Source organism: Streptomyces solitudinis, from assembly GCF_036323765.1.
Lineage (GTDB): Bacteria > Actinomycetota > Actinomycetes > Streptomycetales > Streptomycetaceae > Streptomyces.
Genome location: NZ_JAZDCW010000009.1, coordinates 17,036 through 32,558, shown reverse-complemented (window position 1 = coordinate 32,558; position 15,523 = coordinate 17,036). Strand labels below are relative to the sequence as shown.

General features: G+C 69.9%; 15 protein-coding genes. 11 read left to right on the top strand and 4 right to left on the bottom strand.

Annotated features, from left to right (window positions below):
• Positions 1–90 precede the first annotated feature (90 nt).
• From V1J52_RS21275 to V1J52_RS21260, 4 genes are all read left to right on the top strand, one after another.
• Positions 91–1,971 (top strand): asparagine synthase-related protein, encoded by a 1,881-nt coding sequence (locus tag V1J52_RS21275; RefSeq protein WP_330141545.1) that lies wholly within the window; start codon positions 91–93, stop codon positions 1,969–1,971.
• Positions 1,968–2,684, top strand: a complete 717-nt coding sequence (locus tag V1J52_RS21270; protein WP_330141544.1) for a lasso peptide biosynthesis B2 protein — start codon at positions 1,968–1,970, stop codon at positions 2,682–2,684. The genes V1J52_RS21275 and V1J52_RS21270 overlap by 4 nt, the downstream gene beginning before the upstream one ends.
• 56 nt (positions 2,685–2,740) lie before the next feature.
• The gene (locus V1J52_RS21265; protein WP_330141543.1) at positions 2,741–4,711 is read left to right on the top strand and encodes an ABC transporter ATP-binding protein; all 1,971 of its coding nucleotides are present in this window, start codon (positions 2,741–2,743) and stop codon (positions 4,709–4,711) included.
• A 410-nt stretch (positions 4,712–5,121) separates the two neighbouring features.
• Positions 5,122–5,565 (top strand): hypothetical protein, encoded by a 444-nt coding sequence (locus V1J52_RS21260; RefSeq protein WP_330141541.1) that lies wholly within the window; start codon positions 5,122–5,124, stop codon positions 5,563–5,565.
• Between the two features lie 397 nt (positions 5,566–5,962).
• Here the strand turns inward: V1J52_RS21260 and V1J52_RS21255 are convergent, their stop codons facing one another.
• A complete protein-coding gene (locus tag V1J52_RS21255) occupies positions 5,963–6,196 on the bottom strand; it encodes a DUF397 domain-containing protein (protein ID WP_330141540.1) in 234 nt (77 codons plus the stop codon).
• Positions 6,193–7,098, bottom strand: a complete 906-nt coding sequence (locus V1J52_RS21250; RefSeq protein ID WP_330141539.1) for a DUF5753 domain-containing protein — start codon at positions 7,096–7,098, stop codon at positions 6,193–6,195. The genes V1J52_RS21255 and V1J52_RS21250 overlap by 4 nt, the downstream gene beginning before the upstream one ends.
• A 184-nt stretch (positions 7,099–7,282) precedes the next feature.
• On the opposite strand from V1J52_RS21250, the gene V1J52_RS21245 reads away from it, so the two are divergent.
• From V1J52_RS21245 to V1J52_RS21225, 5 genes are read left to right on the top strand one after another with little or no spacing between them, the layout of a single operon-like run.
• Positions 7,283–8,767: a hypothetical protein gene (locus V1J52_RS21245; RefSeq protein ID WP_330141538.1), complete on the top strand. Its 1,485-nt coding sequence runs from the start codon at positions 7,283–7,285 to the stop codon at positions 8,765–8,767.
• A 47-nt stretch (positions 8,768–8,814) separates the two neighbouring features.
• A complete protein-coding gene (locus V1J52_RS21240) occupies positions 8,815–9,816 on the top strand; it encodes an asparaginase (protein ID WP_330141537.1) in 1,002 nt (333 codons plus the stop codon).
• Between the two features lie 32 nt (positions 9,817–9,848).
• Positions 9,849–10,328 carry a PPC domain-containing DNA-binding protein gene (locus V1J52_RS21235; RefSeq protein WP_330141536.1) on the top strand — a complete coding sequence of 160 codons (480 nt, stop codon included), beginning with the start codon at positions 9,849–9,851 and terminating at the stop codon, positions 10,326–10,328.
• Between the two features lie 14 nt (positions 10,329–10,342).
• The gene (locus V1J52_RS21230; protein ID WP_330141535.1) at positions 10,343–11,584 is read left to right on the top strand and encodes an NsdA family TPR-like regulatory protein; all 1,242 of its coding nucleotides are present in this window, start codon (positions 10,343–10,345) and stop codon (positions 11,582–11,584) included.
• Between the two features lie 11 nt (positions 11,585–11,595).
• Complete coding sequence (locus tag V1J52_RS21225; RefSeq protein ID WP_330141534.1) at positions 11,596–12,093, top strand: NUDIX domain-containing protein; 498 nt, start codon at positions 11,596–11,598, stop codon at positions 12,091–12,093.
• Positions 12,094–12,115: 22 nt separating this feature from the next.
• Here the strand turns inward: V1J52_RS21225 and V1J52_RS21220 are convergent, their stop codons facing one another.
• Entirely contained in the window at positions 12,116–13,159 is a 1,044-nt protein-coding gene (locus tag V1J52_RS21220) for an aldo/keto reductase (protein WP_330141533.1), read from the bottom strand.
• Positions 13,156–13,557, bottom strand: coding sequence for an ATP-binding protein (locus tag V1J52_RS21215; RefSeq protein ID WP_330141532.1), 402 nt, complete (start codon positions 13,555–13,557; stop codon positions 13,156–13,158). The genes V1J52_RS21220 and V1J52_RS21215 overlap by 4 nt, the downstream gene beginning before the upstream one ends.
• Positions 13,558–14,248: 691 nt before the next feature.
• On the opposite strand from V1J52_RS21215, the gene V1J52_RS21210 reads away from it, so the two are divergent.
• Positions 14,249–14,422: a hypothetical protein gene (locus V1J52_RS21210; RefSeq protein ID WP_330141531.1), complete on the top strand. Its 174-nt coding sequence runs from the start codon at positions 14,249–14,251 to the stop codon at positions 14,420–14,422.
• Positions 14,423–14,589: 167 nt separating this feature from the next.
• Positions 14,590–15,507 (top strand): Scr1 family TA system antitoxin-like transcriptional regulator, encoded by a 918-nt coding sequence (locus tag V1J52_RS21205; protein ID WP_330141530.1) that lies wholly within the window; start codon positions 14,590–14,592, stop codon positions 15,505–15,507.
• Positions 15,508–15,523: the final 16 nt, after the last annotated feature.

Genomic DNA, 15,523 nt, shown 5'->3' with positions numbered 1-15,523 from the left:
GGAGCGTCGGCCGACGGCCGGCGAGCCGGGCGCTCACGGGCTGAACAGCACCAGCAGACCAGTCAGGACAAGCGGATCGGGGTGGCCACGATGCGGTTCATTGCCGGAACATGCGACACAGGACGCGGAAGCTGGGCCGGGAACGACTGGCGCCCCCGGGGAGCCCGGGATGCTCTCAACGAGGGGCCGGCGCGCATCTGGACGACCGGGTTCGAGCCGGGCGAGGTCCGCCGCTGCTCGGACCGCAACGGCCAGGCCGAGGTGCTGGCGATCGGATGCTGCCTGGCCACCCGGGAGGAGCTCTCCGCGGCACGCGCAGACGCCGAGCGCGGAGCATGGGCGCAGGCGACGCGTCTGCCCGGCTCCTTCCTCACTGTCGTGCGCGACCGTACCGGGCTGCGTATCGCCGGTGACCGGGCCGGGACGGTCACCGTGTACTGGATCCGGGTCCGTGAGGGTGTGCTGTGGGCGACGGCGGCTGCCCCACTGGCCGCGTTCGCCAAGGCCCAGCCCAACTTCGCCGTGCTGCTAAGCATGTTCATGGTGCGAGGCGTCGACGTCCTGGCCGCCGACAGCCACTTCCGCACGGTGCGCCGCGTTCCGCCCGGCCATGTCCTCGTTCTGGCGCCCGGACGGCAGCCGCGGACCGAAGCCGTACCGGCTCTCACGGCCAGGACGTCCATCGAGGAAGGCGCCACGGCGGTGCGCGAGACCATCACCACCGCCGTCGGCCGGCGGGCCACCAGTTCGGGCCCGATCTCCTCGGATCTCTCCGGAGGCGTCGACAGCGGCACCGTCACCACCCTGGCCGCCACCCGCGGGCCGCTGCTGGCCGTCACCTATACCGACGCGCGCATGAGCGAACAGGACGATATGCGCTACGCCGAGCGCATCGCCCACGACCACCCGCAGATCACCCATACGAAGATCCACGGCGCCCGGGCCGGCGTGCAGCACTTCGACGGCCTGGAGGACCCGGCCGTCCTGCCATTCACCGATACCCCCTCGTTCACGCTCGGCCTGCTGGCCATCAAGGCCGCGCAACTCGCCCCGGCCACCGCTCACGGCTCCCGTGCACACCTGACCGGCCGCGGCGGCGACGACGTCCTGGACGCGGTCCCGACCATGGCCATCGACCAGTACCGGGCGGGGCACCGCATGGAGGCACTGCGCCGCACAGCGACGCTCGTCCGCACACGCCGCGCCGCCCTGTGGCCGGTGCTCGAACAGGCCGCCCGCACGCAGCGCACCCGCTACCCGCAGGCGCTTGCCGCCCTGGCGGACACGATCAACGCCGGACCCGAGCACACCGCCCAGCGTGGCCCCGGGACACCGGTCGCGCAGTTGCTCACCTGGTGCGGAAGCGGCTCCGCCGCAGCCTGGCTCACGCGCACCGGCCGGGCGGCGGTCGCCGACCTGGTCACCGCCCGCGCACAGACCGCCCGGCCGGACACCACCCCCGGCGCCCTCCACGAGCGGCTCGCCCTGGAACTGATGGGCGACGGCCACGCCACCTTCGACCAGATCAGCCGCCAGCAATGGGGCTTGCCCGTCCACGCCCCGCTCCTGGACAACCCCGTCGTGAACGCCTGTCACGCGATCCCCGGCTACGCACGCACCCAGCCCGGCGACTTCAAGCCCCTGGCCCGCGCCGCCTTCCCCGGCCACGTCCCCGACTACCTGCTGCACAGGCGCACCAAGACCGCCTTCACCAGCAGCCTGTTCACCGGACTGCGCGCCAACGCCCCCGTCCTGCGCCGCATCCTCGGCCGCTCCCTCCTCGCCCAGGCCGGTCTGCTCGACCGCTCGAAGGCCCTGGCCTCCCTCGACAGCGCCGCACGCGGTGAACCCGCGCCCCTGGCCGCGCTACACGCCCTGATCGTGACCGAGCTGTGGCTCGCCACGCTGTCCACCGCCCGCACCACGTGGTGGGAGACGACCACCGCCCGCACACAGAACGTCATCCGATGAGCGCGCGCAGCGGCGTCTACGCCGCAACCAGCCCGGACGGCACCGCACTGGTGGACATCCGCGCCGGGCGCGGCCAGTGGCTCTTCCTCGATCCGGTCGGCGCCCGCCTGTGGCAGAAGATGACCGACGGCGTCGCCCCGGCCACGGCCATCGACGACCTCACCGCCTACTGGCGCAGCAAGGGCGCCGACCCCGCCCAGGTCCGCTCCGACCTCACCGCGCTCGCCGACGACCTCGAGCGCGCTGACCTGCTCCACCCCGTAGCCCTCTCCGCGCAGGCCAGCCGCACCGAAATCCGGTTCGCCACCCCCGTCCCCGTCAGCGCCGCCCACCGCCTGGCCGGGCACGCCGGACTGTTCCTGGCGATCCTCCTGCTCCGCCTCCTGCCCATCCGCTTCGCCATCGCCAGCGCCCGCGCGGCGACCCTCCTGCCCGGACGCGCCGCCCTGCCCCAGGAGGCAGAGACCGCCTTCTGCGCCGTACGCCGCGCCGCCCGCCTCTGGCCCGGCCGCGCCGCCTGCCTGGAAGAGTCCCTGGCCACACACTTCGCAGCCGCGCTCACCGGGCACCGCGTACGGTGGGTGCTCGGAGCCCGCTTCATCCCTCAAGGGGCTCACGCCTGGACCGAGGCCGGCACCGCGATCATCGGTCAGGACGAGACCGACCGGGTCTGGCCCTACGTCCCCGCTCTCCAGGTGGAACGCTCGAACTGAGATTCGCCACCCTTCGCCACCACAACCACCCGTATGGGTGAGGCGTTGCCCAGGATGTGACAGACACCGCGCACCGCAGCGCCACCCGACAGACCCTCACGACCTCCGCCACGGGGCGGCGACGGCTACGGCGGCCGTGGCCGCGCCGGCGCCCCACCGGCGGGGAGCCCATCCCGCAGTACACGGTCAGCGCCGAGCGGCACGACAACGCCCTCGCCGACGACTTCACCACCATCGCCCGGCGCCTGCCCGCCCTGGCCGCGACCGCGCTCCGCCTGGCCTGGGACGCCGACCGCCGCGCCGTCCTGCTCACCGCCCTTCTGCAGCTGGCCACCGGCGTCATCACCGCGCTCGGCCTCTACGCCATCCGCGGTGCCCTCGCACCCCTACTGGCCGCCGGGCCGACTGCCGAGCGCATCCAGACGGCGCTGCCCTCTCTCGTCCTGATCACCGGCGCCGCCGTCGGCCGCTCCCTGGTCGCCGCCGCCACCCTGGCCGTCACAGCCCGCATCGGCCCACGCGTCGATGCGATCGCCGAACTGCGCTACCTCAACGCGGCCACCCGCGTCCCGCTCGCCTCCTACGACGACCCGGCCTGGTGCGACCACAGCGAAGCCGCCAACCGGGCCTCCAAGGACGCCCACCTGATGATCGACGCCCTCACCGCCCTGACCGCGGCCCTCCTCAGCCTGCTCGCCGCCGCCGGCATCCTCACCGCCCTCCACCCCCTCCTGCTCCCGCTCCTGCTGCTCGCCGTGATCCCCCGGGGCGCGGCCGCCGTCCGCGGCGCACGCGCCGCCCACCTCGCCGAGCGGCACACCCTGGCCGACCGCCGCCTGCGCCACAACCTCATCTACTGCACCGCCGGCCGCGCCACCGCCCTCGACGTGCGGGCCAACACCATGCGCAGCTGGCTCCTCGGACAATTCACCGCCGTCACCGACCGGCTCACCGCGCACGCCGCCCGCATCGGCCGCACCACCGCCCGCTACCAGCTCCTCGGCGACACCCTGGCCGGAGGCGCCGCCCTCGTCGTCTACGGCGCCCTGCTCACCCTCGTGCTCGGCGGGCACATCCCGGCGGCCGCAGCGGGCACCGCGTTCATCGCCGTCCAGACCTGCCGCCTCCTCCTGGGCCAGCTGGTCACCGGCATCAACTCCACCTACAAGACCGGCCTCTACCTCGGCGACTGGTCCACCTTCCTCACCGACGCCGAACACCGCGCCGAGCTGCCCACCACGCCCGTCCCGGTACCCGACCGGCCGGCCGCCATCGCCGCGCACAACATCACCTTCCGCTACCCCGGCAGCGAGCTGCCCGTCCTTGAGGACATCAGCGTCACCGTGCGCCGCGGCGAGGTCCTGGCGATCGTGGGCGCGAACGGCGCGGGCAAATCCACCCTCGCCAAACTCCTCGCCGGCCTCTACACCCCCACCACCGGCACCGTCACCTGGGACGACGTGGATCTGACCACAGCCGACCCCGAACAGGTGTGGTCGCGTCTCGCGCTGCTGCCCCAGGACATCGCCCGCTGGCAGGTCACCGCCCGCGACAACATCACCCTCGGCCAAGGCGACGGTGACGACGAGACCGTGATGGCCGCAGCCCGCGCCTCCGGCGCCGACGACGTCATCGCCCGCCTGTCCGACGGCCTCGACACCAACCTCGCCCCCTCCCAGTGGGGCGGACGCGACCTGTCCGGCGGCCAATGGCAGCGCCTGGCCGGCGCCCGGGCCTTCCACCGCAAGGACGCACCCGTCCTCATCTGCGACGAGCCGACCTCCGCCCTCGACCCCCGCGCGGAGGAAGCCGTCTACGACCGCATCCGCACCCTCAGCGAAGGTCGCACCGTCATCCTGATCACCCACCGCCTCGGCTCCACCCGCGCCGCAGACCGCATCATCGTCCTGGACAGCGGACGCCTCCTGGAAGAGGGCACCCACGACTCCCTCCTCGCCGCCGACGGCGAGTACGCCACCCTGTGGCGAAAGCAGGCGCAGACCTACGCCAGCCAGCCGCAAGGGTGAATCTGCGGCCGACCGGGCCGGTCTGTTCAGCCGACGACCGCACTCCTGCAGATGTCACCGCCGACTGGCTGTACCGCCGCCCCAGCGGCTGGTCCACCGGGGTCCTGGAACAGTTGGGCCTCCACGCGCCTCAGCAGGTACCGGACCCAGCCCGCTACGGCGACGGCACGGAGGACTCAGTCCGTTACGGCATCGCGGCAGGCCCGGTCGCTGAGAAGCTCGAAAGCAGGAGCTGAGTCGGCAGGTGCCGAACGGGGCGCGGGCCTCCGCACCCCGTCGCGGGCCCCGGTCACTCCTTTATGGGACGCGCGGCGGGGAGGAAGAAGCCGCCGCCATCGCCGTAGAGGACGGCCAGCAGTTCCCTCCAAGGGCAGCGCGGGCCCACCCGCCGCACCGCCGAGCGCGCCGCCGTGCGGTCCGTCCCGGCCGACATCCCCGGCACGGCCCCCGGCGCGGTTCCAGGCTGGCGGCTCGTGGTCACCGCCGTGCCCGCGTCGTCCAAGACCTCGACGGCCTGTGGCTTGCCCCCGGCTCCCAGGCGGCACTTCCCGACGGTGCGCTCGTCCTGCCGTCGACGTCCACGACGCTGGACGATCACTTCCCTGCGCGCCCTCCTCACTGGCGACGCCGCCAGCCACGCAGTGCGCGTCCTCGCCGAGCCGAACCGGGCACGGCTCCTGCCGATCACCATCAGCAACACCGACCGCGAGGCTCTGGAAGACCGCCAGGCCGCCACCATCCGCCACAACGCCGCCCGCGGCGTGCGCTCCATCGAAGGCCTGTCCGAGACGGTCCTCCAACTCGTGCAGGGGCGGAAGAACTTCGACTGGTTCGAGAAGAACCTCGGCATGTAGCCCGACGAGGTCATCCGCCTCGCCCAGGTCAGCGGACTGGCCGCCGCCTTCGCCGACGCTGAGTTCTCCGAGGCCTGGACAGCCGACACCGACCCCTTCGCTCCTGGACGTGCACATTGCCGTCCCCCCCCCGGATCGGGACGGTGAAGTGCGGCTCAATCGGAACGGCGGATGTCTCTACCGCAGTTACGAGGTGCTCGATCATCGGGAGACCACCCCTTGCAAACGGAGGCGCTATCCCGAGTAGAGGTGAAGACCGAGCCTTCGGTATGACGAGCTGCGCCTATAGCATCGGACGAGATGCTTGTGCCACCGGCTTCGGCATTGGGCAGGAACGCTCGGGCCGGCCCATCTGCCGTTGGGCCGGCCCGTTGTCGTGTACTGGTTCAGGGCAGAGTCACAGATCGAGGATGAAGTCGAAGTCCGTATCCTTCGCGCCGAGCAGCCACGCCTTGGCCTCGGCCGGGGTGTAGACGTGGGGCAGGCGATCGGGGTTTTGCGAGTCTCCGATCAGGACGTACCCGTTCACGACGGCGACCCGCACGCAGTTTCCGCCGCCGCCGCTGTACGTGGACACCGACCATTCGACCGATGTGAGGTCGAATGCGGACGGGTCCGGCTTTTCTGTCACTGTTCTAGCTCCTTGATCCGTTTCTTGAGGCGCGTGCGCGTCTCGTCGGGGTCCAGCGCCCGCTCCCACAGGATGGTGAAAGCCGCTGTGTAGCGCTGCACATCTTCTTCCCTGTCGAAGTACAGCGAACTGACCATCGTCTCCACCCACACGACCTGGCGGGCGGCCTCGGGGAAGGCCATGGTGACGAACGGGCCTGCGGCCCCCGGATGTAGTCCGACTGCCTCCGGCAAAATGCGGACGGTGTTGCGGGAGTCCTCGGACTCCTCCAGGCTGCGCTCCAGCTGCCGCCGCGCCACCGCTCGGTCGTCGACGGCTGCACGGAGGACTCGCTCGTCCACCAGGGCGCGGAATTCTGAGAGTGCGCCTTGCCGAACCTGCTGCTGTCGATCCATGCGAACGTTGACGAGTGCCTTGACCTCGGAGGGGCGCAGATCCGGCCTCATCTGAGCGATGACGCTGTAGGCGTAGTCCTCGATCTGAAAGAGGCCCGGCCAGAAGTCGCGCTCGTAGTTCGACAGCGCGGTAGCCCGGCGCTCCATCTTCAAGAAGCCCTCGAACTGCATGGGGCCCAGGAGGTGAGCGTTACGCCGCCAGAGAGCGGGGCGCGGTCGGCCAGCGGGGGTGGTGTCCGCGCCCAGGAGGTCCAAGATCTCGGAGCGTTCCGTGACATTGGCTTGGTAGACCTCGAGCAACGCCTCAACGAGGTCGCGGGCGACGCGGCGGCGCTGTCCGCGCTCCAGCCTGCTCAGCCCGCTCTTGTCGATTTTGATACCGCGGCAGCGCAGCACTTCGTGGTTGGCGACGTCACCCTGGGTGAGGCCGCGGCGTTCGCGCAGCTCTTCAAGGCGCAGGCCGACTTCGCTGAGGGTCAACGACCACGGCGTCTTCGCTTCTGGCATGGTGGCCAGTCTGACGGCTCGGCACGGGACCTACAAGCAATATGGTCGAGCAATTTGCTCGACCATATTGCTAAGGACTTGCCCTAGGGAGCATCCTAGCCAGGGTCACGAAGTGTGCAGCGCCCGTCGCCACGCGTGGAGGCGCTCCGCTGCCCGTACACCTGCCCAGGGAGGAGCTTCCGCGATGCGCCGGACGCTGTTCAGCCTCCTACTGAAAGACCGGGCCCTTCTCGGGTGGGAGGTGTTCTGCGTCCACTTCGCAGCTTCTGGTCGTGAGCTCGCGCGCGAGACCGGCAACCGCCGACTGGCCACGGCCAGCGTTGGGCGCACTACGTTCGACCGGTGGGCGTCGGGCACATGGTCCGGTCGTCCCCGCGGCGAGGCTGCTCAGATCCTGGAGCGCATGCTCGGACACACTGTCGAGGAGCTGTTCAACCTCGCGCCCGAAACGAGCAAGCCGACGGCAGCGTTGGAGTCGGTGGCTGAGCGGATCGGCTCGCGCTGGCCCACGTCCACCTTGATGCTCCCCGTCGGCGGGCCTGCTGGGATCTGGGAGATCTCCGGACAGCAGCGCCTGGACGGCACCAGCGCCGCCATCCATCTTCTTCCCGTCACCAGACTAGGTGGGGAAGCAAGCGTGCACGGGCTGGACCCTGACGGACTACGAGACCTGGAACGGTTCTTACGGCCGGCCCGCCGCGGTTTCCTTGTCGGCGTCGAGGAAGGTCAGGACGACGTCAACGTGTACGTCCGCGACGCCGCGGGCGCTCGCAGGCCCGCTCTTCCCGGACCGCCTGTCACCGGGCCGACGTCGATCCCCTCGGCCTACCTCTTGGACGACCTCTCCTACGGCATTCTCTGGGCGCTCACCCAGCTCGATGACGGCCTCTTGTCCGATGATCAGGCGCTCGACGCCGAACAGAACCTTCTCGACACCTACCTGTCCATGCCCCGCTCGGCGCCCAGCCAGCTGCTCGTTGACCTGTCGACCGTCGGCAGTAGTTGGATGGGATCGGCGTTCTGCGCCCGGCACATCCGGCAAGAACTGACGGACGCGGGGGAAGTCCCGATCTTCTGGACTCGTGAGCAGACCGGCGAAGAGGCAGCCTGCTGGCTGTTCTTCAGGCACAAGCTGGAGTACCTGCAAGCACTTGAGCGCTTCCACGGAGCGACAGCGCAGACCGTCCGGGTGTTCTGTCTACCCGAGGCCGATGTGGCGCGCTCGGAGAAGTACGAGCGGGTCTTGCTGCTGCTGGCGATCGCCCTGATGGAGCGCTGCGGGATCCGTGTGAAGGTAGTGCCGAAGACGGAGTACTCGGAGGTGGACGGGGTAGCCCTGGTTCCCGGTCAACGGGCCGTCGTGGCCAACTGGGTCCGGGCGCCAGGCGGTGCACTGTGGGCGGCCCGAAGCACGTCGTCCCGCGGAGAGCTGCGTTCCTACGCCACCGTGTTCGCCGACGCGCAGGGAGCCGACGTGCTCGTAGGCGCGGACCCGGCGAGCCGCCTGCGGTCGCTCGCGGACTACCTGGGCCTGGACTGGAACTGGTTGACCGCCCGCTGCCACGCTCTGGGCGAGTACGGCGTGGCCGGCCTCGTTCGGCCTCGCAGTCGTCTGCTCACCGTGGATGCGCTGGATGAGACCCTGCTCTTCCTCGGCAAGCTCGGCTAGCCCCGATGACTGCCGTCCGCGCAACTACCCCGTCCGAAAGGCCCTCCGTGTTCTCCGCAGACCGTGCCCCGAACCGCACCGTCCTGGTGCTCACCCTCGGCGGCACCATCGCCATGACGCGCACCGCAGCGACCCCCGGCGTCGCGCCGACGCTGACCGGCTCCGACCTGGTGGGCGCCGTTCCCGGCCTTCAGGGCACCGATGAGGTCACAGTGGAAGACTTCCGGCAGCTGCCCGGAGCCTCCCTGGCGACCAGCGACATCGTCAGCCTCGTGGAGCGGATCAGCAGGGCCATACGAGAGGGCTTCGTCGGGGTGGTGGTGACGCAGGGCACCGACACCCTTGAGGAGACCTCGTACCTGACCGACCTCCACTACCAGGGCGCGATGCCGGTGGTCTTCACCGGCGCGATGCGCAATGCCGCGTCGGCCGGAGCCGACGGTCCGGCGAACCTACTGGCCGCCGTGCAGACCGCAAGGAGTGCAGATGCCCGGGGCGCCGGGGTCCTCGTGGTCCTAGGCGACGAGATTCATGCTGCCCGCCACGTGCGGAAGACGCACACGACCAGCCCGGGAGCATTCGGATCGCCGAACACCGGGCCGCTCGGCCACGTGGTGGAAGGGGCGGCGCGGTTCCACCAGTTGCCGAAACCGGTCGCTCCCCTGCCGCTACCCGTCGGTGAACTGCCGCAGGTGGAGATCGTCACTGCGTCCCTGGGTAGCAGCGGGACGCTGCTGAAGGGCCTGGAGGGCGAGGTCTCCGGCCTCGTGGTCGCCGCCTTCGGCGTCGGACATGTCCCCGAGAGCTGGTGCAGTCGGCTGGAGGCCCTGGCGGCCGCGATGCCGGTCGTTCTCGCCTCCCGCATCGGTACCGGCCCCATCCTGACCTCGACTTACGGATTCGCCGGCTCCGAGAGCGACCTGTTTGCCCGTGGCCTGATCGGGGCGGGAACCCTCGACCCGTACAAGGCCCGTCTGCTTCTCGCCGCCCTGCTGGCAGCCGACACGCCGCGCACGGAGATCGCGAAGGCGTTCCTCGACCGCTCCTGATCCGCCACCGACCAGCACAAAGGACATCCGCCATGCGATTCGCCCAGGTCCGCACCGGCAGGCAGTTCGTGCTCGCCCTCGACCACGGGGAAGACTTCCTGGAGAGCCTCACGCAATTCTGCGCGGACCAGGGCATCCGGGCCGGGTACATCCCAACGTTCATCGGCGGCCTCCGAGCGGCCCGGCTGGTGGGCTCGTGCGGACCTCTCGCCGACCCCGAGGCCCCCTTGTGGGAGGAGATCACCGTCGAGGCGCTCGAAGCGCTCGGCGGCGGGACGCTCGCCTGGGATCCCGAGAAGAACTGCCTGACCCCGCACATCCACGTCGCTGCCGGCCTCAAGGCGAAGTCGGCCGAAGGGCGGGTATCGCACCTGCTCGGCGCGACGGTGCAGTTCATCTGCGAGATCCCCATCGTCGAAGTCGTCGGCGACTCCGACGGGCCTGCTCTGATGCGCCGGCGCAGCGCGGACCTGTACGACGTACCCCAGCTCGGCTTCGGCACAGGCAGCTGAAGGCGAGGGTGACGATGCCCAGGGCGATCCGCTTCCCAGAGGTGGTCGAGACCCACCGCATGCGCGTCTTCGAGACGTTCACGGTCCACTTCCAGCGGGCGGCCAAGGAGGTTGCCCAGCTCGACGGCAACGCCTCCCTCGCCTCCGTGTACGTCGCACGGTCGACTTGGGACCGCTGGATGGCCGGAGACATCAAGGGCCTCCCGCGACCGACGACGTGCCGTGTCCTGGAGCACTTGTTCGGCGAACCGGCCGAACAGCTCTTCGGCCCGCTGGAGCCGGAGGCTACACCTACGGCTGCCACGGCGGGGAGCGGCTCGATGTCGCCCCACCTCGCCGCCATGGAGTCGTTCCGCCTCGCTGACCGCCAGCTCGGCGGCGGGCACGTGTACCGGTCTGTGGTGCACTACCTCAAAACGGTCATCGCCCCGGCCCTCTTCAGCGCAGCGGACAACGGTGAAGACAGCGAGATCACCTTCGGCGCGGCGGTCGTCCTCACCGAGATGGCAGCCTGGATGGCCCACGACGCTGGCCGAGACGACCTGGCGTCCGGCCACTTCGACCGCGCCCGTCGGCTGTCGCAGAGCCTGACCGACGTGACGGCGGGCGCGAACGTGATGGCCGGCATGAGCCACCTGGCCCTACAGACCGATCAGGTCGACACCGCGGCCGATCTCGCCCGCAGCGGGCTCGCACGCCTCGCGGACGGCCCGCAGGTACCGACCCTCACGGCCCGCCTCCACGCCATGGAGGCCCGAGCGCTGGCGCAGCTCAATACCGAGCCCGAGGCGCAGCGCGCGCTCGAGACGGCACGCGAGGCCCTGGCTCTCGCACGGACGGAGCCGACGTCCAGATGGGTAGCTCCGTTCGACGAAGCAGCGCTCGCCAGCGAGGCAGCCTCCGCCCTCCTGGATCTCGGCGCGCTCAAAGCGGCAGCCAAGGAAGCGAAGCACGCCTTGGCGCTGCGCGATGCGAGCCGGGTCCGCAGCCGAGCGTTCGGGCAGGTCACGTTGGCGCGAATCCTCCTCGCGCAAGGGCATCCCGACGCGGCGTGCTCGGTCGGCACGGAACTGCTGAACGCCAGCCAGTCGGTGACGTCTCTACGGCTTAGCCGCCAACTCGCCTTACTACAGGCTGATTTCGGTCCTTACCAACAGATTCCGGAGGTCCGCGAACTCCTCTTGCGGATGACCTCCACGGCACAGCACCGCAAATTGCTGCTCGGCAGTCTCGCGCTCCCGGAAGGTCCGCAGTGAAAGATGCACCCATGCCAGGCGATCCCCGACGTGAGGCGTACCTTGCCGAGGGCAATGCCCGGCAGGCCCGGAAGCGTGCCGCCGCGGACGCGCTGATCCGGGATCACGCCGGGAGGCTGCTTCTGGTGAATCCGACCTACAAGTCGGGCTGGGATCTGCCCGGTGGCATGGCCGAAGAGAACGAGGCCCCCGAGGACGCCCTTCGACGCGAACTCAGGGAAGAGCTCAATCTCGCGGTCGCCGACCTGCGGTTCCTGTGCGTCGACTGGGTCGGGCCCCACGGCCCATGGGACGACCTCCTCGGGTTCGTCTTCGACGCCGGTGTCCTGTCACCCGAGCAGGTTGCCGGGCTCAAGCCGGTCGACGAGGAGATCTCTGAGCACCGCTTCTTCGAGATCCCGGAAGCGCTGCCGTTGTTGCCAAAGCGCCAGCGAGCACGGGCCGTCAACGCCCTTCAGGTCCTGGACGACGGAGTCCCGCGCTACCTCCGCGACGGAGCCACTCTCTAAACGAGGCCGGCTCCTCGGACGATCACACGATGGCCTCCACGGATGGAGCACGCTCCTCGGGCTTGAACAGCCCGCTCCGCACGCGGGCGAACACCGCTTCGGCGAAGGCGAGTTCCTGCTCGGACAGGGGGCGGCCGAGGAGACCATGGTCGTGCCGGTGCTGCTGCTCGTCTCCGAGGCCGAGCACCAGCACGGCGCTGTGCACACGCTGAAGGATGGACCGCAAAGCCACCCGGGCCAGATCCTGCGGAGACGAACCGAACCGACCGCCCAGCGGTGCCAGACCGTGGGCGACTGCTGACGCTACCGCCCCACGGTCGACCGCTGTGCCCGGCCACGCGGCCAGAGCACGCTCCACACGGCCCCCCGCGAGCACCCCGTGGGCCAGCGGCGAGGCGATCACCAGACCGACGCCGTGGCGCACCGCGAAGGCGCCGAGGTCTTCGCCTCCCCCGAGATCGACCAGCGGCAGCAACCCGCTCGCCTGTGTCCAGAGCACATCGGGGCGGATCCGGTCGAACAGGTCCAGGAAACGTCGGATTGAGCGTTCCGAGGAGCGAGATCCCGGACTTCGCAGCCCGATAGCGCGGATCTGGCCGAGATCGCGCAGAGCCCGCAGCTGCTCGACGACCGGGTCAAGATATCGGTCGCCAAACCCGAAGTCGTAGGACTCCAGGGTGTAGAGGGCCAACTGGTCCAGGTACAGGTTCTCCAGGGTCTGTTCAAGCTGGTGGCGGACCCGCGGGCCGGCGTAGGGGTGCGGAGCGGAACCCTGCACCCGGCCGACCTTGCTCGCGACCTGGGCCCTGTGGCCCGGGTGCTCCTTGAGGACCTTGCCGACCAGCCGTTCGGCGTGACCGCACCGGTGGCTGTCGGCTGTGTCGAGCAACTGCACTCCGTCATCGTCGCCGCCAGCGTTCAGAGCGCGCCGCAGCCCGTCGAGTAGCCGTGCGTCCTGGGGCTGGGAGGCGCTCGGTGCCCAGCGGGAGGTTCCGCTGCTGATGCCCAGCGGTCGCACCGTCAGGTCCGGGGCCAGCCGGCGGGGCGCGAGATCGCTCAGTGTCATCGGTCAGCAACTCCCGTCGGGTAGAGGAAGATCGCGATGACCCGCTTCCCCTTCTTGTCGCGCTGGGCCCCCCAGGCACTCGCCAGTATGTCCACCAGAAACAGGCCTCTCCCGCCTTCGTCGTATTCATCAGCGGACGGGGGCGTCCCCGGCACCGCCGTGATGTCTTCGCCGCCGTCCCGCACCTGGACTGCCACTCCCCAGTCGTACACAGCGAGGGAGATGTCGAGCGCGGCTCCAGCGTGCTCGACGGCGTTGCCCACCAGTTCGTCAGCCACCAGAACCACGTCGTCCGTGTATTCGCTGTCGGCCTTCCCCGCGAGGGTCGTGCGAACTATGTGCCGAGCGGCTCTTTGCGGGGCTTCGAGGTCGTAGAGGTCGATCGCAGCGTGCGTCACCTCGCCACCGCCGTCGCGTCCATGGACGCATGGCAAGACAGTGCTGGTGGGACCAAGCACGGGGATCACTCCTCGCTGCATTCGCAATGCCCGGGGCACGGACGGGACGTCCTGTTGAACACCGTGTCGCATGTCATGGCGCGGGTGATAGCGAAACCCGTCCCCACTTCTCCCCACTTCACCGACGACCGAGCCCACTTCCAGCGCGCACAGAGACGCACCAAGGGAACCGGAGCGGGAACAAAGAGGCGATATGCGCGTGATCTGCGCACGCCGAAGTGTTCCGGAGAGGGGCCGCCACTCATTCTCCCGTACAGCAGCGAGGCACCGATCCGCGCTCCAGATGCCGCCTCACCTGGGCGGACACCAAGAAGCAGATCTCAATGACCGCGCAAATCGCGCTTACCACGTCTCCGCAATTCCGGTCAAGCACTTCCAGGGAAGTGGGGCGAAGTGGGGTGGCGAAGCCGTTCTTCAGTGGCGGTGGCGCCCAGAAGGGCATCAACGCCGGGCTGGGTGCCCGGATTCTTCTCAATTGTCCGCGCCTCTCCAGGAGGCGAAAGGGGGTTTCCGCTGTCCTCCGCGTCGTCGAAGTGGGGAGAAGTGGGGTCCGATTTCGCTATCGGAGTACGCCGAGGAACGGCAACGTTATTCGCAGCTCCTTCGCCCTGCCGTCCACGGAGAGGTTGCCGTGATCACTTACGTCTCGTCGGTTTTCGGCGCCCTGTCCGGTGCCGCAGCCCGCCCGGCCAGCTCGGCAGGCCGCCTTCGTCTCAGGCACCTCCGGCGCAGCGGTAACGACATGGTCGTCGCCCAGCCGGAGGTGCCGGTCACGACCGACCAATCCGTGCTGAGGCTGCGGTGACCAGCACCGGGCTGATCATCATCGGTCTGATCGTCGGAGCTATGGCCGTCCTCGTCGTCCGAGGACAGAGAACAAGCCGACAGCCCCGGCCGGGGTCCACCGACACCCGGTCATCTGTGCCACGCGACCAGTCCTGAACCCTTCGGCCCCACCACGCAAGGACCATCATGTTTGACCTCCTCCCGCCGCCCACCGAAGTGCCCCAGGCACCTGCCCGGATCGTGGCGGGTGTGTACCTGCGCGGTCTGCGTGAGGCGAAGGGCGTCACGCAGCAGGACGCGGCGCGCGTAGCGGGGGCGCCGGTCTCGGCTCTCAGCCGGTGGGAGCGTGCCCAGTCCTCCATCCCGCTCGGCGCGCTGAGGACGCTGCTGCGCCACTTCGGCGTGACGGGGGAGCATGCCGACTACCTGGCACTGCACCTGCCACCGCAGAACTACGTCCGCCGCGAGCGCGAGGAGCAGGGCTTCGCCCGACGCGCCCCGCATGACCACTGGGCGGACGTGGCGGGGTCCGAAGCGGCGGCCCGTTACATCGCGGTAATGCGCATGGCGAGCACCATCGTCGAGTTCTGCACGCTGGTCCCCGCTGGGCTGCGGACCCCCGCCTACCAGGCTGTGGTGCTTGATCCCGCGGACGGTCTGGACCCGGATGAGCCGGTACTCGGTCTGCCGCCGTGGGTGCACCGCATGGAGTGGGCTGGAGGGCAGCAGCGGACCGTCCTGCTGGATGAGGCCGTGCTTGCCCGGCCGCTCGGTGGCCCCGAGGTGTTAGCTGGCCAGCTCCGTCATCTGGCCGACCTCATGAGCGCTGAGAGGGCGGACGGCGGGGGGCTGGTCATCCGCGTCCTGCCGCTGGACCGGGCTCTGTTCATTCACACGGTCAGCTCTCCCGCCGAAGTGACCGTCCATGGGCACCGCCTGGTGACCAATCGGGGAATCTCCTTCGGTTACGAGACCGGTTCCGGCGCCGCGCACATCATGAGCGCCGGGCTACGGGAGGCCGTGTCCGCCGCGTACAGCCGCGAGAGGACGTACGACCTGATCGTGGCCTCGGCCCAGGCGATGGAACGGAGGGCTGCGTCGTGACCGCCGCCCGGCTGCT